Below are 19,517 nucleotides of genomic sequence, written 5' to 3'. Positions count from 1 at the left end.
CAAATTGACCGCCACTCTTGCGGTCGGGACGATTTCCGTGAAAGAAACATTCGATAGAAAGAATGAAAGGCTTCCCCATGGACGGCGTCACGGTCATCGATCATCCGCTTGTACAGCACAAGCTCACCATCATGCGGCGCAAGGAGACATCGACGGGAAGTTTCCGGCGCTTGCTGCGCGAAATCTCGACCCTGCTCTGCTACGAGGTGACCCGCGATCTCGAATTGACGATGGAAACGATCGAGACGCCGCTGCAGACGATGGAGTCGCCGATCCTCGAGGGCAAGAAGCTGGTCTTCGCCTCGATCCTGCGCGCCGGCAACGGGCTGCTCGAAGGCATGCTCGATCTCGTGCCTTCCGCCCGAGTCTCACATATCGGCGTCTACCGCGACCACGAGACGCTGCAGCCGGTCGAATATTATTTCAAGGCGCCGGAGGACGTGGCCGAGCGCCTGATCATCGTCGTCGACCCGATGCTTGCGACCGGCAATTCCTCGATCGCAGCGATCGACAAGCTCAAAGAGCGAGGCGCCCACAATATCCGCTTCCTCTGCCTGCTTGCCGCACCGGAAGGCATCCGCAACTTCCGCGCCGCGCATCCCGATGTTCCAGTTTTCACCGCATCGATCGACAGTCATCTCAACGAGAAGGGCTACATCATGCCCGGCCTCGGCGATGCCGGCGACCGCATGTACGGCACCAAGTAATTTCAGCCTTCCATTACCAAATCGAAAGACCTTGAGGCCCGGAGGTTCGTTCCGGGCCTTTTGTCGTCGATATTAGCAACTTGTCAGCACTTAAGGTTTAGCAAGCTTGAAGCATGAGGCCCTGCATGAAGCCGGGTTTATACAGGAAGGATTTCTGTTTCATGCTCGTGCGCACCGTCCTATTCGCCAGCATCGCCGCGGTGCTCGCCACACAGGTGCCTTCCTTCTTCGGAAGCACCAGCCAGCAACCTGCTGACGCTCTCTCCGCCAATTACGTATCGACCGAAAGCAATGAGCCCGCAGTACCCGCGCCCGTATCCGGCAGCAATGCAATCCGCCTGCAGGCCGATGCGCAGGGCCATTATACCGGCAGCTTCAAGATCAACGGCAAGCCGGTGCAGGGCCTGATCGATACCGGCGCCACTTATGTGGCGCTCAACGAGACGCTCGCCCGCCGACTGGGCTTCACGGCCAACCAGCTCGATTTCCGCTATGGGGTGAACACCGCGAACGGCCAGACGAAGGCCGCGCATGTGACACTCGACCGGGTCGAAATCGGCGGTATTCGCGTGCGCGATGTCGAAGCCTTCGTCCTGAGGGACGATGCGCTGACGACGACGCTGGTCGGCATGAGCTTCCTGCAGAAGCTCGCCTCCTATTCCGTCGCCGACGGTTCGCTCAGCCTCAAGCAGTAAACCGCTTCAGACCAGCCCCGCAATCACCGGTGTCAGCTCCGGCTTGTCGTCGGTGATGCGGTAGTGCGTGGCAAGTGCTGTCGCCGCCCTCTCCGCTGCGGTCTCGTCAGCGGCGTGAACGAGAGCGATCGGTTCGCCCGCATTCACGCGTGTGCCGAGCGGCAGGAGTTCGGAGAAGCCGACGCGATGGTCGATCCGGTCCGCCGGATGGCGTCTTCCGCCGCCGAGATCGATGACACTGACGCCGATACCGCGGGCATCGCAGGCGGCAAGCCAGCCGGACCGGGCGGCCGGCACAGGTTTTTCGACAGGTGCCCTGGCCAGATATCGGTCGGGGTTTTCGATCAGATCGGCCGGACCGCCGAGCATCGATACCATGCGCGCGAAGACCTCTGCCGCCTTTCCCGATGACAGCGCTCGCCGCGCCATCGTCTCGGCTTCATCAGACGAAGCGGCAATGCCGGATTTCACCAGCATTTCGGCGGCGAAAGCGAGAACGACGGTCTCAAGCCGCGTGTCCTTTTTCCTGCTCGCCAGGAAATCCAGGCAATTGCGCAGCTCGACGGCGTTGCCGGCACTATCGGCGAGCGGCTGGTTCATGTCGGTGATCAGGGCCGAGGTCTTCACGCCTGCGCCATTGGCCACCTCGACCAGCGACTGCGCCAGGATCTCCGCCTGGCCGCGGTCGGCCATGAAAGCACCGTTGCCGACCTTGACGTCGAGCACCAGCGTCTCGAGCCCGGCCGCAAGTTTCTTCGAGAGGATAGAGGCGGTGATGAGGGGGATGGAATCGACCGTGGCGGTCACGTCGCGCACGGCATAGAGCCTGCCATCGGCGGGCGCCAAGGTCCCGGTCTGACCGATGATGGCGCATCCCACCTCCTTCACGACTTTGTGGAACAAGTCAGCATCCGGGGTGATCATATAGCCGGGAATGGATTCGAGCTTATCCAGAGTGCCGCCGGTGTGGCCGAGGCCGCGCCCGGAGATCATCGGAACGGCAAGGCTGCAGGCAGCGACGATCGGCGCCAGCATCAGCGAAACATTGTCGCCGACGCCGCCGGTCGAATGTTTGTCGGCGATCGGGCGGTCGATATCGGTCCATTGCAGCCTGTCGCCGGAATCGGCCATCGCCAGCGTCAAGGCCACGATTTCGGCCCGCGACATGCCCTTGAACCAGACGGCCATGGCGAAGGCGCCGATCTGGCCTTCCGACAATTGGCCGGCAGCCAACGCCGCGATGAAGGAGCTGATATCGGCGGCATCGAGTTCGTCGCCATCGCGCTTGCGCCGGATGATCTCCTGCGGGATCATTTCAATAGCTCGACGCCGCAGCCGGTGCCGACTGTGTTCCGCTCAGAACCGCCAGGATATCGTCGAGCAGGCCGGAAGCGCCGAAGCGGAACGTCGACGGCATCGCCCAGTCCGGCGTCATGATGGTTTCGGCAAGGCTCAGATAGAGGGCGGCATCCGCCACCGAGCCGATGCCGCCGGCCGGCTTGAAGCCGACCTTGCGCCCACTTTCACGAATAGTCCGGATCATGATGTCGGCGGCTTCGAGCGTGGCGTTGACGGCGACCTTGCCGGTGGAGGTCTTGATGAAATCTGCGCCGGCCTCGATGGCGAGTTCAGAGGCACGGCGGATCAATGCCGCATCCTTCAACTCGCCGGCCTCGATGATGACCTTCAGGACGACGGGGCCGGTGCATTCGGCGCGCACGGCCTTGACCATGTCGGTCACCGCCTTCTCATTGCCGGCGAGCAGCTTGCGGTAGGGGATGACCAGATCGATCTCATCGGCGCCATCGGCAATTGCCTCACGCGCTTCGGCGGCGACATCGGCCACTTCCATATCGCCCGAGGGGAAGTTGACGACGGTTGCGATGCGCACCGCATGGCCGGTGCCGAGGATGTTGCGCGCCTGGGCGACGAACCGCGGCCAGATGCAGATCGCAGCGCTGTTGCCGTAGGGCGTCTGGGCGCGGGCGCACAGCGCATCGATCTGCGCCTCGGTGCAATCGTCCTTCAAATTGGTGAGATCGAGAAGGGAAAGGGCGACAGCCGCAGTCTCCCGGTTGGAATGGCTATTCATCTTCGCTTCCTCTCGAGCATGATGTCGAAAAGTGTGGGCGGTTTTCAGACGACATCATGCTTTAACTATTTAACTTAGAACAGGATTCAGATTTTAGGCCGACCCGGCCCAAAATCATCCTGTTCCAGCCGCAATCATGTCTTTCAAGATGGCGGCGAGACGGGCGCCGCCGATGGGCGCCATGTCCTTGGTTTCTTCATGGCTTAGCTCATTGCCGGTCATGCCTGCGCCATAGTTGGTGATAACGGAGGCGGCTGCAACCCTCAGGCCCAGCATTCTTGCGATGATCACCTCGGGCACTGTCGACATGCCGACGGCATCGGCGCCGAGGATGCGCGCCATGCGGATTTCGGCCGGGGTTTCGAAGCTTGGACCGGAGAACCACATATAGACACCCTTCGCCAGCTCGATTTCAAGCTTTGCCGCTGCCCTCTGCATCGCCGCGGCAAGGCCCGCATCATAGGCATTGGTCATGCCGACGAAACGGTGATCGCTTTCCTCGCCGATCAGCGGGTTCATGCCGGAATAGTTGATGTGATCGGTGATCTGCATCACCGAACCGGGCGGCATGTCGTCACGCAGCGATCCCGCCGAATTGGTCAGGATCAGCGCTTCGACGCCGAGCGCCTTCAGCACCTCGATCGGCAGGCGCATGGCGTTGGCATCGCCCTTCTCGTAATAATGCACGCGGCCGGAGAGCATGATAACGGGCACGCCGCCGAGGCGGCCGGCGACGACTTCGCCTGCATGGCCGGAGACGGCGCTGACGGGAAAGCCCGGCAGGTCGCGATAGGGAACACGAACGGCGCCATCGAGCTCACCGACGAGGGAGCCGAGACCGGAGCCGAGCACGATGCCGTGGCGCGGCTTGATGCCCCCGAGCAATGCGGCGAGCAGGCTGACCGTCGCCTTCATCCGAGTTCCGTTTCGAAGCTGAAGGGAAGAAGCTCTTCCATCGTCATGGTCTTCTTCACGCCCGCCTCATCGCAGAGGTAGATCTTCGTCTCCTTGGAGGCAAATTCGGAGATCTTCTGACGGCAGCCGCCGCAGGGCGGGCAGAGCGGCAGTTTTTCGGCAATGACGGCCATTTCGACGATCGTCTTTGCGCCGCCCATGATCATGGCGCCGATCGCCGTCGGCTCGGCACACCATCCTTGCGGAAAGGAGAGATTTTCGATGTTGGCGCCGATATAGACCTTACCGTCCTCGGCGCGGATCGCCGCACCGACCGGGAATTTCGAATAGGGCGCATGCGCAAAAGCCATGGCGCCGCGGGCGGCTTCGAACAGGTCGTGAGACATATCAACGCTCCTTCGTATAAGGCACGCCGCCGGCTTTCGGCGGGGTCGCGACGCCGATGAAGCCGGCAAGCAGGACGCAGGTGAGAACATAGGGCAGCGCCTGGAAGACCTGAACCGGCACTTCGCCGATCAGCGGCACCTGCTTGCCCTGCATGAAATTTGCCAGCGCATCGAGGAAGCCGAAGAGCAGGCAGGCAAACATGACGGGCACCGGCTTCCACTTGGCAAAGACCAGAGCGGCAAGCGCGATATAGCCCTTGCCGGCCGACATGTCCTTGATGAAGGCGGCGGACTGGGCAATCGCCAGATAGGTGCCGGCAAAGCCGCAGAGAATGCCGGCGCACATGACGGCGCGGTAACGCAGCCAGGCAACCGAGATGCCGGCAGTATCGACCGCGCCAGGGTTTTCGCCGACGGCGCGCAGCCTGAGGCCAAAGCGTGTGCGGTAAAGCACCCACCAGGAAAACGGCACGGCGAGAAAGGCGAGATAGGTGAGGACATTGTTGCCCGATATGACATTGGCATAGATCGGGCCGATGATCGGTATGTCGTGAGCGGCATCGGCGCCCGGCAGGATGATCGGCGCGAAGCGCGATTCCGGCGACAGCTGCGGCGTGCGTCCGCCCTGGCCGAACCAGGCCTGGCCGAGCACGATGGTGATGCCGGCGATGAAGAAGTTGATGGCGACGCCTGACACAATCTGGTTGCCGCGATTGGTGATCGAGGCGAAACCGTGCACCAGGCTCAGCGCCACCGAGCAGAGGATGCCTGCACCGAGGCCGAGCCAGGCCGAATCGGTAAGATAGGCAACGCAGGCGGCGGCAAAGGCCGATCCCAGCATCTTGCCCTCGAGACCGATATCGAAGATGCCGGCACGTTCCGAAAACAGACCGGCAAGGGCGGTGAAGATCAGCGGGATCGACAGGCGGATGGTCGAGCTCAGAACGCTGATGAAGATGTCATAATAATCCATCACTCGCTCCTTAACCGCGCTTGAATTGTTGGTAGAGGCGCACCATCGCCGGCCGGAACATATATTCCAGCGCGCCGGCAAAGAGGATCACCAGACCCTGGATGACGAGGATCATCTCACGGGTGATATTCGGCATTTCGAAGGAAATCCAGTCGCCGCCCTGGTAGAGAATACCGAAGAGGATCGCTGCCACGATGATGCCAAGCGGATGATTGCGGCCCATCAGCGAGACGGCGATGCCGACGAAGCCGGCACCACCGACGAATTCCACCTGCAGACGGGCCGACGAGCCCATGACCGGGTTCAGCGCCATCATGCCGGCGAGCGCGCCGGAGAGCAGCATGGCGATGATCACCGTGCGGGCATAGGGGATGCCGGCATAGGCCGCCGCCGTCGGGCTGACGCCCAGCGTGCGCATCTCGAAACCGAGCTTGGTGCGCCAGACAAGCAACCAGACGAGGTAGCTGACGACGAGCGCAATGATGAAGGAGACGTTGAACGGGGCAGCCCCCAGCTTGGCGCCGAACAGCTGCATGACCCAGCCGAGCTTCGGCAATTGGCCGCCTTCCAGGAAGGTGCGGGTTTCCGGCGCCATTTTACCGGGCACGATCAGCACATGCACCAGGAGATACACCATGAGCGCTGCACCGATGTAATTGAACATGATCGTCGTGATGACGATGTGGCTGCCGCGTTTTGCCTGCAGGAAGGCCGGGATGAAGGCCCAGGCTGCGCCGAACAGGCCGGCGCCGACGACGGCGATCGGCATCGTTACATACCACGGCACGTAGCGATCGAGCGACAGTGCCACCAGCGCGCAGCCGAGGCCGCCGACATAGGCCTGGCCTTCCGAGCCGATGTTGAAAAGGCCGGCATGGATCGCCACCGCGACGGAGAGGCCGGTGAAGATGAAGCTCGTCGCGTAATACAGCGTGAAGCCGATGCCTTCGCCATTGCCGAGCGCGCCCTGGATCAGCAGCGACAGCGCATCGAGCGGGCTCTCGCCGATCAACCAGACGACGAAGCCGGAGATCAGGAAGGCGACGATGAGATTCAAAATCGGGATGAGGCCGTAATTGATCCAGTTTGGTAGCGGAACGGAAGCAGTGCTCATAAAGGCCTCATGCGGCAATGCCGGCCATCATCAGGCCGAGGGTCTGTTCACCGGCATCGGGCGTCTTCTCGCCGACGACATGGCCGGCAAACATGACAAGGATACGGTCTGAAAGGGAGCGGATCTCATCGAGTTCGACGGAGACGAGCAGGATCGCCTTGCCTGCGTCACGCATCTCGATGATCCGGCGGTGGATGAATTCGATGGCGCCGATATCGACACCGCGTGTCGGCTGGCCGATGATCAGCATCTTCGGATCGCGTTCGATCTCACGGGCGACGACGATCTTCTGCTGGTTGCCGCCGGAGAAATTCGCCGTCTTCAGCCACGGGTTCGGCGGACGGATGTCGTATTTCTCAATCTTCTCCATCGCATCCTTGCGGATCGCTTCGAGATCGAGCAGCGGGCCTTTGCTGTAGGCCGGGCGGCGGTGGTAACCGAGCACGGAATTTTCATATTCCTCGAATTTCAGCACCAGGCCCATATGGTGGCGGTCCTCGGGAATATGAGCGAGGCCGAGATCACGCAGGCGGGCCGGATCGGCCTTGTCGATCGTCTGGCCGTCGAGCAGGATTTCCCCGGAGGTCGGCTTGCGGATGCCGGCAATCGCCTCCAGTAATTCGGACTGGCCATTGCCGGCGACACCGGCGATGCCGACGATCTCTCCGGCGCGCACGTCGAAAGAGACGTTGTCGACCATGGTGACGCCGCGATTGTCCTTGACCGTGAGGTTGCGGACGGACAGCACGGCGGCTTGCGGGTTCGCCTCCCCCTTCTGCACACGCAGCAGCACGCGGCGGCCGACCATCAGTTCGGCGAGTTCCTCCACCGTCGTCTCCGCGGTTTTGCGGGTCGCGACCATTTCGCCGCGGCGCATGACCGAGACCGTATCGGTGATCGCCATGATCTCGCGCAGCTTATGGGTGATGAGGATGATCGTCTTTCCCTGGTCGCGCAGCACCTTGAGAATGCGGAAGAGGTGATCGGCCTCCGCCGGCGTCAGCACGCCGGTGGGCTCGTCGAGGATCAGGATCTCGGCGCCGCGATACATGGCTTTCAAAATCTCGACACGCTGCTGCAGGCCGACCGGCAGCTCCTCGATCAGCGCGTCGGGATCGACCTCCAGGCCATATTCCGTTTCCAGCCGCTTGAGCTCGGCACGGGCCGAGGCGACGCCCCTCGCAAGCAGCATGCCGGCTTCGGCGCCGAGCATGATGTTTTCGAGCACCGTGAAATTATCGACCAGCATGAAATGCTGGTGCACCATGCCGATGCCGGTGGCGATCGCCGCCTGGCTGTCGCGGATGGTGACGGGGCTGCCGTTGACGCGGATCTCGCCGCTGTCGGCATGATAGAAACCGTAGATGATCGACATCAATGTCGATTTGCCGGCGCCGTTTTCGCCGATGATGCCGTGGATCGTCCCCCTGGCAACGGTAAGGTTGATGTCCTTGTTGGCATGGACGGCACCGAACTTCTTGTCGATGCCGACAAGCTCGATAGCGGGCTTATCTGTCACTGCAGGCTCCAAATAAGAAAAGGGCGTATGGCGAAAATCCCCTCCGCCATACGCCCGATCTCAATCGTCGATCACATTCGGGCGCGGATCACTTCGGGCAAGCGCTGTCCGAGGTGTAATCGTGAACCTTGATGGTTCCCGCGATGATGTCGGCCCTGGCCTTGTCGACGGCAGCCTGCATTTCCGGCGTGATCAGCGACTTGTTGTGCTCATCGATCGCAGCGCCAACGCCATCTTCCTTGACACCGAGCGCCTGGACGCCGCCGGTGAACTTGTCGTTCTTGGTGTCGTTGTAGGCGTTGTAGACGGCGAGGTCGACGCGCTTGACCATCGAGGTCAGGACCGAGCCCGGATGCAGATAATTCTGGTTGGAGTCGACGCCGATCGACAGCTTCTTGTTGTCGGCAGCCGTCTGCAGAACGCCGAGACCGGTGGCACCGGCTGCCGCATAGACGACGTCAGCGCCCTGGTCGATCTGGTTCTTGGTGAGTTCGCCGCCGCGGACCGGGTCGTTCCAGGCCGCACCCGTCGTGCCGGTCATGTTCTGGAAGACTTCGATATCGGCCTTGACGGAGCGTGCGCCCTGCTCGTAGCCGCATTCGAACTTGCGGATTAGCGGAATGTCCATGCCGCCGACGAAGCCGACTTTGCCTGACTTCGACGCCATGCCGGCGAGAACGCCGACGAGGTAGGAGCCTTCTTCTTCCTTGTAGACAACCGAGCGGACGTTCGGCTTGTCGACGACGGAGTCAACGATGATGAACTTGGTATCCGGGAATTCGGCTGCAACCTTCTCGATGGCCGAGGTCCAGGCGAAGGAAACTGCAACCACCGGATTGAAACCACGGCTTGCGAAGTTGCGGATGGCCTGTTCGCCCTGGGTGTCGCCCGTCGGCTCGAAGTCGCGATAGGCAATGCCGGTCTCGGCCTTGAACTTCTCGGCACCGTTATAGGCCGCCTCGTTGAAGGACTTATCGAACTTCCCGCCGGTGCCGTAAACCAACGCCGGCTTGACATCGGCGGCAAGCGCCGTCGTCGACATGGCAGCCACGGCAAAGAGAGTGAGAAGGGATTTTTTCATTGTGCAGCCCTGTTGTTGCTATTCGTTAGGGGTCCTCCCGCAAGCCCTTTTCGGGCATGTCTGCGGAACCACCGACCTCCCCCCGGAGGCCTGGCTGCGCGCATCCTTGCATGGCTCACGGAAAAATTCACCAGAAATTTTTCAGCTGGTAAAGATTTGCAGCGATTGCCGAAAATCAGCTCTTCGGGGCTGATTTTTGGACATTCCTTGCCTCAAAATGCGGATTTTCTAGCCAATTCGAGCGGCAAATACCGAGTAGAAGAGCGGACGATGCCCACCCGGATTTCTCGCCGGATCGTGTTGGCGGAACCACCTTGCTATGCGGTGAAGCGACCCGCCACCGGCGGCTTCTTGTAGCCGATCATCCACAGAAGCAGCGCGATCACCAGGAAAACGGCAAAGGCCGGCTGGAGCATCAGCCACTGGAAGATGAAGGTGTAGAAACGCGGGTGGATATAATAGGAAAGGGAGGATTGCAGCGACGTCAGGGTTGTCGGGCTGACATCCTGCCAGGCATCGGAGATCGGCGTCATTACCACGGAAGACGCCGCAACCGATTGGATCGAATCGATGGTCCCGGCAATCACGGCCGCCGCAAGCGCGACAAGACTCGCCAGACGCAACAGGAAACGCATCAATTCCTCCGACGCTCGATATGCCGGACAATTCCGGCCGGCCGCGCCATTCTCCACCTTGAGAATTACATAGTCATCGATGAGGTGAAGCACAATGGAGGGGCCGAGGCGAGTTTTATCTGAAGAAGTCAAAAAACTGTTAGATTTCGGTTGATCGACAAAAATTCATCGGTATATATCGCGCCGTTCCGACGATTTGCTCCTATCCTAGGCGCGAACGCCCAATGGACAGGTGGCCGAGTGGTTTAAGGCGCACGCCTGGAACGCGTGTGTACGTGAAAGCGTACCGTGGGTTCGAATCCCACCCTGTCCGCCATACCCTCATTTTCAATATTGATTCAAACCGCATTTCGCGCGGGACGCGGAAGCTTTGTTATTCTCAAGGGCGCTGCAGCAGGGCGCGTCCGATCTGCTTCGGGTTCTCGCTGCGCAACACCAGAGATGTCGTCACAGCCCCAAATCGCGCGATCGTGTCAACGATCGTTTCCAGCTCTCCCGGCGACGGGACCAGCACCTTCAAGAGAAAACAGTCCTCTCCGGTGAGGCGCAATACTTCCATGACTTGCGGCATCTGCGCGAACTGTTTCAGACAGGGTTTGATATGCTCATGCGTCGTGCGCAAGCGAAGCACAGCCGTCATTCCAATTCCCAAAGCGGTCGGGTCTATCCGGGCGGTGTAACCGACAATGATGCCGCGGTCTTCCAGCCGCTTGACGCGTTCCGATGCTGCCGGCTGAGAGAGCCCGACCCGCCGACCGAGTTCGGAGATCGCAATGCGTCCATTTTCCTGCATCGCTTCGATGATGGCGATATCGGTCGGATCGAGCAATACCCGATTGTTTTCCTGAAAAGCCATGGGATCACCTTAAAATCATCGGAGAACGGCGTGGTTTTCCGATGATCATTCATTCCGAAGCAAAAGAAAATGCATCATTTTCACCTGCGCGGATGATCAAAGGAAAAGACATGAAGGACATCATCATATTGCCGGGAATTGGCGGTTCGGGTGAGACTCATTGGCAAACACGTTGGGAAAGGTCGAACCCGGACATGCGGCGTTTCCAACCGGCTAATTGGGAAAAGCCCGACTTGGCGGACTGGATTTCAGCTCTGGAGCGCGCCGTTGGCGCATCGGCGACCCCTCCCCTGCTGGTCGCGCATAGCCTTGCCTGTCTGCTGGTTGCTCATTGGCAGCAGGTTTCTTCGCTTGCCGTTGCCGGAGCGTTTCTTGTGGCAGTCCCGGATCCGCAGTCCGCGTCATTCCCTGAGGAGGCGGCCGGATTCGCCGATCCGCCGTCGCAAAAAATACGCTTCCCCACTCTGATTATCGCAAGCGCCGATGATCCCTTCGGCACGCTCGACCATGCCCATGCGCGCGCGGATCTGTGGGGCAGCGGCCTTGTCGCGATTGGTCCTTTCGGCCATATCAACGGGCAAAGCGGTCTTGAGGACTGGGGCCAGGGAAAGGCGTTGCTGACGGCCTTCTCTGCCGGATTGGCGAAATCTGATCGGGCTTGAACTTATTTCGAGTTCCCGACCAAATAGCGGAAACAGGCCTTTGCTGCGGCGGACGCGTGCGAGACGGAGCGACGAAATGCGCCGCTCGCAAACGTACGTTCGAGGCTCTCGAACCCGTCGCTCCGATGACGCTACGAGGTTTAAAACGTCGAAAGATTCCTGAATTTTTACCATGCGGCTTCACCGCGTCTTTGCACGTTTGGGTTTAGGTTCAGCCAAACTCAAAAACAGAGGTAAAACAGATGGAAGAACTTTCGGTAAAGTCGAAGATCATCAAATCCGTCTATTTCAGCCAGGAAGACGGACGGCTCAGGATTTGTTTCAAGAATGGCGAGGAACGTCTGTTCCAAGGCGTTCCCTCCTCGGAAGCCCACGCGATGACGGTGGCGCCGTCTCCCGGCCATTATTATCTCGACCGGATCAGAACCCGGTTTCGCAGATTGGCAGCCTGAAAACCCGCGCGGATAGCGACAGCACGCATTGCGGGGTTGCGTGGAATCGGGACGCGGCCGGTGGATATTGACCGGCTGTTAGCCTTCGATATCATCTGGGTTGGATCGCCGCGGTCGGAAAGCGGCAACGTGTCGGCGCTGCCGGCTTAAAGGTCGGCCAGCCGGGAGGCTCGGCGGCGAACCCCAGCCAGGAAGCCGAGCCTCCCCGTCACGGGACGCTCGTGGAGCGCCATGCCGAAATGCATATCGTTTTCGAACGCCACATGCCCCGCTTGTTTGCTTGAGATCGTATGATCCCGCGCCAGTTTGGGTCCCCATCATCCCACCGCGCTAGCGAATTGGGGCTAATCCTGTGAAAAACTCGAGATATCGCATCCGGACTCGACAATGCTTTATTAGCATGATTGCATAAAGCTATCGGATAAAGACCGGAGAGTGATGATGTTCGAGAAGCTGCTTGAGATGCAGGAGCGTGGCGCACGGGACCGTGCCCGTGGCCGCAGCCTAGCCGACAATCCGATGTCGAAGCCGGATATCCTGCCGATCACCGACTTCCAGGAATGGTACTCGATGTTCGACGCCTGGCGCTTCGGTTGGTCGATCGAGGATGCGATGGCGGGGCACATCAATATGCCCCGGGATGGCGGCACATTGGCCCAGACCTACACCAGAACGGTCTGATCGACCCTGTCCTCGGCGCCGAAGAATTTCAGGTAGCGTTCGACCTCGGCCGGTTCGCCGGTCGCCTTCTGCGGGTTGTCGGAGAGTTTCACCGCCGGACGGCCGTTGGCGTCGCTGACCTTGCAGACGATGGAGATCGGGTTGAGGCCGGAGATCTCGATCGGCGCGCAGCCGGAAAAATCATTCGTCAGGTTCGTGCCCCAGCCGAAGCTCATGCGCACGCGGCCTTCGAAATGCCGGTAGGTATCGATGATAGCGTCGACGTCGAGACCGTCGGAGAAGATCAGCAGCTTCTGGCGCGGATCGCGGCCCATCTTTTTCCACCAGTCGATAATCTTCTCGCCGCCTTCGATCGGCGGGGCACTGTCCGGGCGGAAACCGGTCCAGTCGGCGACCCATTCCGGCGCGTCGCGCAGGAAGGCGGCGGTGCCGAAGGCATCCGGCAGGACGATCAGAAGGTTGCCGCCATAGAGTTTGTTCCAGTCGCGCAGGATCTTGTAGGGCGCGTTGCGCAACTGCTCGTCGGTTTCGGCCAGGGCGGCGGCGACCATCGGTAGCTCGTGAGCATTGGTGCCGACGGCCTCAAGATCGGAATCCATCGCCAGCAATACGTTGCTGGTACCGGCAAAGGCCGGGCCGATGCCTTCCTTCAGCGCCTCGACGCACCAGCGCTGCCAGAGGAAACTGTGACGGCGGCGGGTGCCGAAATCGGAGATGCGCAGGCCCGGCAGTTCCTTCAGCCGTTCGACCTTCGACCACATCTTCGCCTTGGCGCGGGCATAGAGCACATCGAGAGTGAAGGGACCGAGCGCCTTCATCGCCGAGCGCGACCTAAGCTCGTTGACGATGGCGAGCGCCGGGATTTCCCACATGGTGGTTTCCTTCCACGATCCGTGGAAATCCAGCACATATTGCCCGTCCTTCTTCGACAGCTCGTATTCGGGCAGCTGGAAATTGGAAAGCCAAGCGAGGAATTCCGGTTCAAAGATCTGCGCGCGACCATAGAAGCTGTTACCCGCAAGCCAGATCATCTCCTTCTTGGAGAGCCTCAGCGTGCGGGCATGATCGAGCTGCTCGCGCAATTCGCCTTCATCGAGTTCTTCGGCCAGACGCACCCGCTTGGTGCGGTTAATCAGGGTGAAGGAAGCGTTCACGTCCGGATAGAGCTTCCAGATCATCTGCAGCATCAAAAGCTTGTAGAAATCGGTATCGATCAGGCTGCGGATGATCGGATCGAGTTTCCAGGCGTGATTGTAGACGCGTCTTGCGATATCGGTCCTGGCCATGAAACTCCCGCCCTGTCCACTCCGGTCAGGTGCTGCCAAATTCCCGGGTACTGCCAAGTTCCCAGCCGGCGCACGAAACCGGCTCGTGTGCCTTCTTATCGAAAAATCGGCGGCTAAAGTCCAGACAAAACAATAAACGCCCCGCCGCAGTGTGGCGGCGGGGCGTGAAGGTGGTTTTGCTGAAGATTATTGGGCCGGAGTTGCGGGCGCGACATTCGGAGCGGCCGGCGTGTTGTTCGGCGTTTCGGTTGGAACGGCAGTACCGTTCTGCAGTGCCGGCGCGGGGGCCGGAGCAGGCTGCTGCGACTGAAGCTGCTGGCCTGGCTGGTGCGGTGCCACCTCTTTCGCCTCGCGCCTGCCCCAAATCTCGACCGGTATCCAGACCACGAAGGCAAGCACCAGCGCAACGATCAGCACTGTCAGAATGCGATAACCGGTGCGTCCCTGCCTTGCCTTCACCGGCGGGATCAGCTGTTCCTTGTGAAGCTTGCGATCGGATTTTTCCCAGCGTGTTTCCCTCTGATGCGCCATCATCATCTCCTTCCGCTGTCTTGACCGGCCGATCCGGCTGCGAAGAATTTCCGCAAAGGAAACGGGCGGCTGTCTGGAAGGTTCCGAAAGCTCAATAGCCGGCGGCGCGGTCGACCACGAATTGCAGCGGCTCGCCGCGCTCGAAACGGGCGATCTGCGTCTCGACATGCCGGAACAGCGCGTTTTCTTCGGAGACCGCCGCATCGTGCGGCGTAAGGAAGACGTTCTGCAAGTCCCACAATGGGCTGTCTGATGCAAGCGGTTCCGCCTCGAAGACATCGAGGGAAGCGCCGCCGAGGGTACCATTTCGGATGGCGGAGGCGATATCGGCCTCGACCTGGCTCTTACCGCGGCCGGCATTGATGAAAACCGGCTGCCCGAGCGCGCCGTTACGACGCAGCTTCGCAAACAGAGCGGCGTTATAAAATCCCGATGTTTCAGGCGTCAGCGGCAGCAGGCCGACGAGGATGTCGGTCCTTGCGAGAAAGCTGTCCAGTGCGCTGGCGTCGAAGGTTTCGATACCGTCGATCTGCTTGCGGGTGCGCGACCAGCCGATGACATTGAAACCCATCACCCTCAGCTTGGCGACCGCGTCCTGCCCGAGAATGCCGAGACCCATGACACCGACCGTCACTTCCGCCGCCTCCGGCGCGATCAATTTTGCCCATTGGCGCTGGCGCTGGTGGCTGTCATGGGCGTATTGCCCGCGCAGATGCATCAAGCACTGCATGACCACCCATTCGCTCATGCGTGTCGTCAAGCTGCGGTCGACGAAGCGAACAATCGGGATCTCGGGCAGGCCGGCCATGCCGATGATATGGTCAACGCCGGCGCCGCCCGAAAAGATCACTTTCAGGTTCGGCGCCCGCGCGAAAAGATCGGCATCCGGCTTCCACAGAAGCGCGTATTCGACCGCGCTGAGATCGCGTGCCTGATTGGCCGGATCGGCGAGATTGATGCTGCCGCGGTCGGCAAAGGCCGTCTTCAGCACGCGCGCGACGCCTTCGGCATTAAACTTGATATCGACGAGAACGGGAGGACGGGCGGACATGAGCTTCTTTATTGCTGCACGGCGGGCGTCGGCACCGCCTCGATGTTGAAAGCGGCGGCCATGAGGGCCTTGGTGTAATCGTCCTTCGGCGCGCGGAAGATGTCGGCTGACGGACCCTGTTCCACCACCTTGCCGAACCGCATGACGATGACGTCGTTGGCGAGCGCCTTCACCACTTTCAGGTCGTGGCTGATGAAGAGATAGGCGAGGTCGTGTTTCTTCTGCAGATCGCGCAGCAAATCGACCACCTGGGCCTGGACGCTCATATCGAGGGCGGAGGTCGGCTCGTCGAGCATGACGAAGCGCGGTTTCAGCACCATGGCGCGGGCAATGGCAATGCGCTGGCGCTGGCCGCCGGAGAATTCGTGCGGATAACGCCAGCGGGTCAGCGGATCAAGACCCACCTCCTCAAGCGCCCAGCAGACGCGCTGGTCGCGTTCTTCAGCGGTCAGGGAGCGCTCATGCACCTTCAGCCCCTCGGCGACGATATCGCCGACCGACATGCGGGGGCTGAGCGATCCATACGGATCCTGGAAGACGACCTGCAGCTGATTGCGCAGCGGCCGCATTTCGCTGAACGAATAGCCGGCTATATCGTTGCCGACAAAGGCGATCCGCCCTTCTGAGGAAATCAGCCGGGTGAGCGCCAGGCCGAGCGTGGTCTTGCCGGAGCCGGACTCGCCGACGACGCCGAGCGTCTGGCCGGCGCGTAGCGAAAGATCGATGCCGTCGACCGCCTTCACGTGATCGACGACACGGCGCATCAGCCCGGCCTTGATCGGGAACCAGACACGGATATCCGAACCTTCCATCACCATCGGTTTCGACGGATCGGCCAATGGCGGCTCGCCACGCGGCTCGGAGGCCAGAAGGTGCCGGGTATAGTCGTGCTTCGGATTGGAAAAGACGTCCTCGACGGCTCCGGTTTCGACAATCCTGCCCTTGGTCATGACGCAGACGCGATCGGCGAATTTGCGCACGATGCCGAGATCATGGGTGATGAACAGCAGCGACATGCCGTGGACGGCCTTCAACTGCCGGAGCAATTCGAGGATCTGCGCCTGCACCGTGACGTCGAGGGCGGTGGTCGGCTCGTCGGCAATCAGCAATTCCGGCCGGTTGGCGAGCGCCATGGCGATCATGACGCGCTGGCGCTGGCCACCGGAGAGTTCGTGCGGATAGGCCTTCAACCGCTTCTCCGGCTCACGGATGCCGACCTGGTTCAACAATTCCAGTACGCGCTGGCGCGCCGACTGGCCGGTCATGCCCTGGTGCAGGGCAAGGATCTCGGCGATCTGCTTCTCGATCGTATGAAGCGGATTGAGCGAGGTCATCGGCTCCTGGAAGATCATGGTGATGTCGTTGCCGCGCACGTCGCGCAGTTCCCGCTCCGACGCCTTCAAGAGATCCTTACCCTTGAACAGGATTTCGCCGGAGGGATGGCTTGCCGACGGATAGGGCAAAAGCCGAAGGATCGAGTTGGCCGAGACCGATTTGCCGGAGCCGGATTCGCCGACGAGCGCCACGACCTCGCCTTTGGCGATATCGAAGGAGATATGATCGACGGCGAGCGAGGTTTCTCCGCCCTGATGAAAGGCAACCGAGAGATCACGGACGGAAAGCAGCGGTTCTGTCATGTCACTCATTGAAACGTCTTCCTCGGATCGAAGGCATCGCGCACGGCTTCGCCGATGAAGATCAGCAAGGAAAGCATGATCGACATGGCGAAGAAGGCCGTCAGGCCGAGCCATGGCGCCTGCAGATTGGTCTTGCCCTGCGCGATCATCTCACCGAGCGAGGGGGAGCCCGGCGGCATGCCGAAGCCGAGGAAATCGAGCGAGGTCAGCGTCGTGATCGAACCGGAGAGGATGAAAGGCAGGAAGGTCAGCGTCGCGACCATCGCGTTCGGCAGCAGGTGGCGCCACATGATGGTGCGATTGTTGACGCCGAGCGCACGGGCGGCGCGGACATATTCGAAATTGCGGGCGCGCAGGAATTCGGCCCGCACGATGCCGACGAAGCCGACCCAGGAGAAGAGCAGCATGATGCCGAGCAACACGAAGAAGCCGGGCGGCAGCAGTGCGGCGATGATCAGCAGAATGTAGAGTACCGGCATCGACGACCAGATCTCGATGAAGCGCTGCAGCAGCAGATCGGTCCAGCCGCCGAAATAACCCTGCACCGCACCCGCCGTCACGCCGATAACAGCCGAGCAGATGGTCAGCACCAGGCCGAAAAGCACCGATATGCGGAAACCGTAGATGACGCGCGCCAACACGTCGCGCGCCTGGTCGTCGGTGCCGAGCCAGTTGAGATTGCCGGGAGTGCAATCCGGATCGTTCACCCCTTGCGGATAGCCGGCGCAACGCTCCTCCTTAGTCATCAACCAGAAGGGAGCGGTCGGCGCCGAATGCGGAATGTTGGAATTGACCGAGCGATAAGAATAGCGGATCGGCGGCCAGATCATCCAGCCGTTGGCATTGATTTCGTCTGTTATCACCGAGGAACGATAGTCGGTTTCGGCCAGGAAGCCACCGAACTTTTCCTCGGGATAATCAACGAGGACTGGGAACAGGACCTCGCCTTTGTAGGAGGCGATGATCGGCCGGTCGTTGGCGATGAATTCGGCAAACAGGCTGAGGATAAACAACAGCATGAACAGCCACAGCGACCAGTAACCGCGGCCGTTCGCCCGGAAATTATGCCAGCGGCGGATGTTGGTTGGTGAGAGCAAGCCTTTGCGCGGCGGCTTGACGGGTGTCGTGACAGCGGGGTTTGCGGCGGCGTCCATCAGACATCCCTCCGCTCGAAATCGATGCGCGGATCGATCCAGGTGTAGATCAGGTCGGAAATCAAGCTGACGAACAGACCGAGCAGCGAGAAGATGTAAAGTGTGGCGAAGACGATCGGATAATCCCGGTTGACCACAGAGAGGTAGCCGAGACGGCCGAGGCCATCGAGCGAGAAGATATTTTCGATCAGCAGCGATCCGGTGAAGAAGGCGGAGATGAAGGCGCCGGGGAAACCGGCAATGATGATCAGCATGGCATTGCGGAAAACATGGCCATAGAGCACCTGCCGCTGGTTCAGGCCCTTGGCGCGGGCGGTGACGACATATTGCTTCTTGATTTCCTCGATGAAGGAATTCTTGGTCAAAAGCGTCGTCGTCGCGAAAGCGGAAAGGGAAAGCGAGATCAGCGGCAAGGTCAGGTGCCAGAAATAGTCGAGCGGCTTCTGCCACCAGGCCAGCTGATCGAAATTGTCGGAGACCAGGCCGCGCAACGGAAACCAGTCGTAGAACGAGCCGCCGGCGAAAAGCACGATCAGGAGAATGCCGAACAGGAAGCTCGGTACGGCATAGCCGACGACGATGACGCCCGAGGTCCAGACGTCGAAGGTCGATCCATCCTTGATTGCCTTGCGGATGCCGAGCGGGATGGAGATGGCATAGGAGAAGATCAGGATCCAGATGCCGAGCGAGATCGACACCGGCAACTTCTCCTTGATGAGTTCGAGCACGGAGGTGTTGCGGAAGAAGCTCTCGCCGAAATCGAAGCGGCTGTAATTCCACATCATCTCGCCAAAACGGGTCAGCGGCGGCTTGTCGAAGCCGAACTGTTTTTCGAGCTTGGCGATCAGTTCCGGGTCGAGCCCTTGGGCACCGCGATATTTCGAGCCTTCATCGCTGCCGGTGCCGCCGAGAAGATCGCCACCGCCGGATAGGCGCTGGTCGGCACTGTCAGCCTGACCGGTCAATTGGGCGATCACCTGCTCGACGGGACCGCCGGGCGCGAACTGGATGACGATGAAGGAAATCGCCATGATGCCGACGATGGTCGGGATCATTAGAAGCAGGCGGCGAATGACATAGGCGCCCATCA

21 protein-coding genes and 1 tRNA gene are annotated in these 19,517 nt (G+C 60.7%); 6 read left to right on the top strand and 16 right to left on the bottom strand.

The genetic code is table 11. From position 1 onward, the window contains the following. The first annotated feature begins 77 nt into the window (after nucleotides 1-77). Together upp and N2600_RS23375 are read left to right on the top strand one after the other, a co-directional pair. Complete coding sequence (upp, locus tag N2600_RS23380; RefSeq protein ID WP_003544477.1) at nucleotides 78-707, top strand: uracil phosphoribosyltransferase; 630 nt, start codon at nucleotides 78-80, stop codon at nucleotides 705-707. Nucleotides 708-832: 125 nt separating this feature from the next. Beyond that, a complete protein-coding gene (locus N2600_RS23375) occupies nucleotides 833-1,402 on the top strand; it encodes a TIGR02281 family clan AA aspartic protease (RefSeq protein WP_260297526.1) in 570 nt (189 codons plus the stop codon). A gap of 6 nt (nucleotides 1,403-1,408) precedes the next feature. On the opposite strand, the gene deoA is transcribed toward N2600_RS23375, so the two are convergent. The 9 genes from deoA to N2600_RS23330 all read right to left on the bottom strand — a co-directional run bounded on the left by deoA (nucleotide 1,409) and on the right by N2600_RS23330 (nucleotide 10,117). Continuing rightward, nucleotides 1,409-2,716 (bottom strand): thymidine phosphorylase, encoded by a 1,308-nt coding sequence (deoA, locus tag N2600_RS23370; RefSeq protein ID WP_260297525.1) that lies wholly within the window; start codon nucleotides 2,714-2,716, stop codon nucleotides 1,409-1,411. Between the two features lies 1 nt (nucleotide 2,717). Then, the gene (deoC, locus tag N2600_RS23365; protein WP_162115538.1) at nucleotides 2,718-3,494 is read right to left on the bottom strand and encodes a deoxyribose-phosphate aldolase; all 777 of its coding nucleotides are present in this window, start codon (nucleotides 3,492-3,494) and stop codon (nucleotides 2,718-2,720) included. 114 nt (nucleotides 3,495-3,608) lie between these two features. Next, on the bottom strand, nucleotides 3,609-4,409 hold the full coding sequence (locus N2600_RS23360) for a purine-nucleoside phosphorylase (RefSeq protein ID WP_260297524.1): 801 nt from the start codon (nucleotides 4,407-4,409) through the stop codon (nucleotides 3,609-3,611). Beyond that, complete coding sequence (locus tag N2600_RS23355) at nucleotides 4,406-4,795, bottom strand: cytidine deaminase (protein ID WP_260297523.1); 390 nt, start codon at nucleotides 4,793-4,795, stop codon at nucleotides 4,406-4,408. Before N2600_RS23355 ends, N2600_RS23360 begins: the two co-directional genes overlap by 4 nt. A gap of 1 nt (nucleotide 4,796) precedes the next feature. Beyond that, a complete protein-coding gene (locus N2600_RS23350) occupies nucleotides 4,797-5,768 on the bottom strand; it encodes an ABC transporter permease (RefSeq protein WP_170277222.1) in 972 nt (323 codons plus the stop codon). 10 nt (nucleotides 5,769-5,778) lie between these two features. Further along, the gene (locus N2600_RS23345) at nucleotides 5,779-6,882 is read right to left on the bottom strand and encodes an ABC transporter permease (protein WP_162115542.1); all 1,104 of its coding nucleotides are present in this window, start codon (nucleotides 6,880-6,882) and stop codon (nucleotides 5,779-5,781) included. A gap of 7 nt (nucleotides 6,883-6,889) precedes the next feature. Further along, on the bottom strand, nucleotides 6,890-8,401 hold the full coding sequence (locus N2600_RS23340) for an ABC transporter ATP-binding protein (protein WP_260297522.1): 1,512 nt from the start codon (nucleotides 8,399-8,401) through the stop codon (nucleotides 6,890-6,892). Nucleotides 8,402-8,489: 88 nt separating this feature from the next. Continuing rightward, nucleotides 8,490-9,482 carry a BMP family lipoprotein gene (locus N2600_RS23335; protein WP_260297521.1) on the bottom strand — a complete coding sequence of 331 codons (993 nt, stop codon included), beginning with the start codon at nucleotides 9,480-9,482 and terminating at the stop codon, nucleotides 8,490-8,492. Nucleotides 9,483-9,799: 317 nt separating this feature from the next. Next, nucleotides 9,800-10,117, bottom strand: a complete 318-nt coding sequence (locus N2600_RS23330) for a hypothetical protein (RefSeq protein WP_018070333.1) — start codon at nucleotides 10,115-10,117, stop codon at nucleotides 9,800-9,802. A 226-nt stretch (nucleotides 10,118-10,343) separates the two neighbouring features. Here N2600_RS23330 and N2600_RS23325 point away from each other — a divergent pair. Continuing rightward, nucleotides 10,344-10,433 (top strand) — tRNA-Ser (locus tag N2600_RS23325). A 63-nt stretch (nucleotides 10,434-10,496) separates the two neighbouring features. Here N2600_RS23325 and N2600_RS23320 read toward each other — a convergent pair. Further along, a complete protein-coding gene (locus N2600_RS23320) occupies nucleotides 10,497-10,973 on the bottom strand; it encodes an Lrp/AsnC family transcriptional regulator (RefSeq protein ID WP_260297520.1) in 477 nt (158 codons plus the stop codon). A 41-nt stretch (nucleotides 10,974-11,014) separates the two neighbouring features. On the opposite strand from N2600_RS23320, the gene N2600_RS23315 reads away from it, so the two are divergent. From N2600_RS23315 to N2600_RS23305, 3 genes are all read left to right on the top strand, one after another. Continuing rightward, nucleotides 11,015-11,635 (top strand): RBBP9/YdeN family alpha/beta hydrolase, encoded by a 621-nt coding sequence (locus N2600_RS23315; RefSeq protein WP_260109804.1) that lies wholly within the window; start codon nucleotides 11,015-11,017, stop codon nucleotides 11,633-11,635. A 242-nt stretch (nucleotides 11,636-11,877) separates the two neighbouring features. Further along, complete coding sequence (locus N2600_RS23310; protein ID WP_170280170.1) at nucleotides 11,878-12,087, top strand: KTSC domain-containing protein; 210 nt, start codon at nucleotides 11,878-11,880, stop codon at nucleotides 12,085-12,087. A 441-nt stretch (nucleotides 12,088-12,528) separates the two neighbouring features. Further along, entirely contained in the window at nucleotides 12,529-12,768 is a 240-nt protein-coding gene (locus N2600_RS23305; RefSeq protein ID WP_017966522.1) for a CrpP-related protein, read from the top strand. Here the strand turns inward: N2600_RS23305 and pncB are convergent. The 6 genes from pncB to N2600_RS23275 form a co-directional block, all read right to left on the bottom strand. Further along, on the bottom strand, nucleotides 12,750-14,054 hold the full coding sequence (gene pncB / locus N2600_RS23300; RefSeq protein WP_017966521.1) for a nicotinate phosphoribosyltransferase: 1,305 nt from the start codon (nucleotides 14,052-14,054) through the stop codon (nucleotides 12,750-12,752). The genes N2600_RS23305 and pncB overlap by 19 nt on opposite strands. A gap of 186 nt (nucleotides 14,055-14,240) precedes the next feature. Then, the gene (locus N2600_RS23295; RefSeq protein ID WP_260109802.1) at nucleotides 14,241-14,588 is read right to left on the bottom strand and encodes a hypothetical protein; all 348 of its coding nucleotides are present in this window, start codon (nucleotides 14,586-14,588) and stop codon (nucleotides 14,241-14,243) included. An 88-nt stretch (nucleotides 14,589-14,676) separates the two neighbouring features. Continuing rightward, nucleotides 14,677-15,636: a 2-hydroxyacid dehydrogenase gene (locus N2600_RS23290; protein WP_260109801.1), complete on the bottom strand. Its 960-nt coding sequence runs from the start codon at nucleotides 15,634-15,636 to the stop codon at nucleotides 14,677-14,679. 8 nt (nucleotides 15,637-15,644) lie between these two features. Then, entirely contained in the window at nucleotides 15,645-17,282 is a 1,638-nt protein-coding gene (locus N2600_RS23285) for an ABC transporter ATP-binding protein (RefSeq protein ID WP_260109800.1), read from the bottom strand. After that, nucleotides 17,279-18,427, bottom strand: a complete 1,149-nt coding sequence (locus N2600_RS23280) for an ABC transporter permease (RefSeq protein WP_260297518.1) — start codon at nucleotides 18,425-18,427, stop codon at nucleotides 17,279-17,281. Before N2600_RS23280 ends, N2600_RS23285 begins: the two co-directional genes overlap by 4 nt. Then, on the bottom strand, nucleotides 18,427-19,515 hold the full coding sequence (locus tag N2600_RS23275) for a microcin C ABC transporter permease YejB (RefSeq protein WP_017966516.1): 1,089 nt from the start codon (nucleotides 19,513-19,515) through the stop codon (nucleotides 18,427-18,429). The genes N2600_RS23280 and N2600_RS23275 overlap by 1 nt, the downstream gene beginning before the upstream one ends. Nucleotides 19,516-19,517: the final 2 nt, after the last annotated feature.

Source organism: Rhizobium sp. WSM1274, from assembly GCF_025200775.1.
In the GTDB taxonomy this organism is placed as follows: domain Bacteria; phylum Pseudomonadota; class Alphaproteobacteria; order Rhizobiales; family Rhizobiaceae; genus Rhizobium; species Rhizobium leguminosarum_I.
This window is presented reverse-complemented; position numbering and strand designations above follow the sequence as displayed.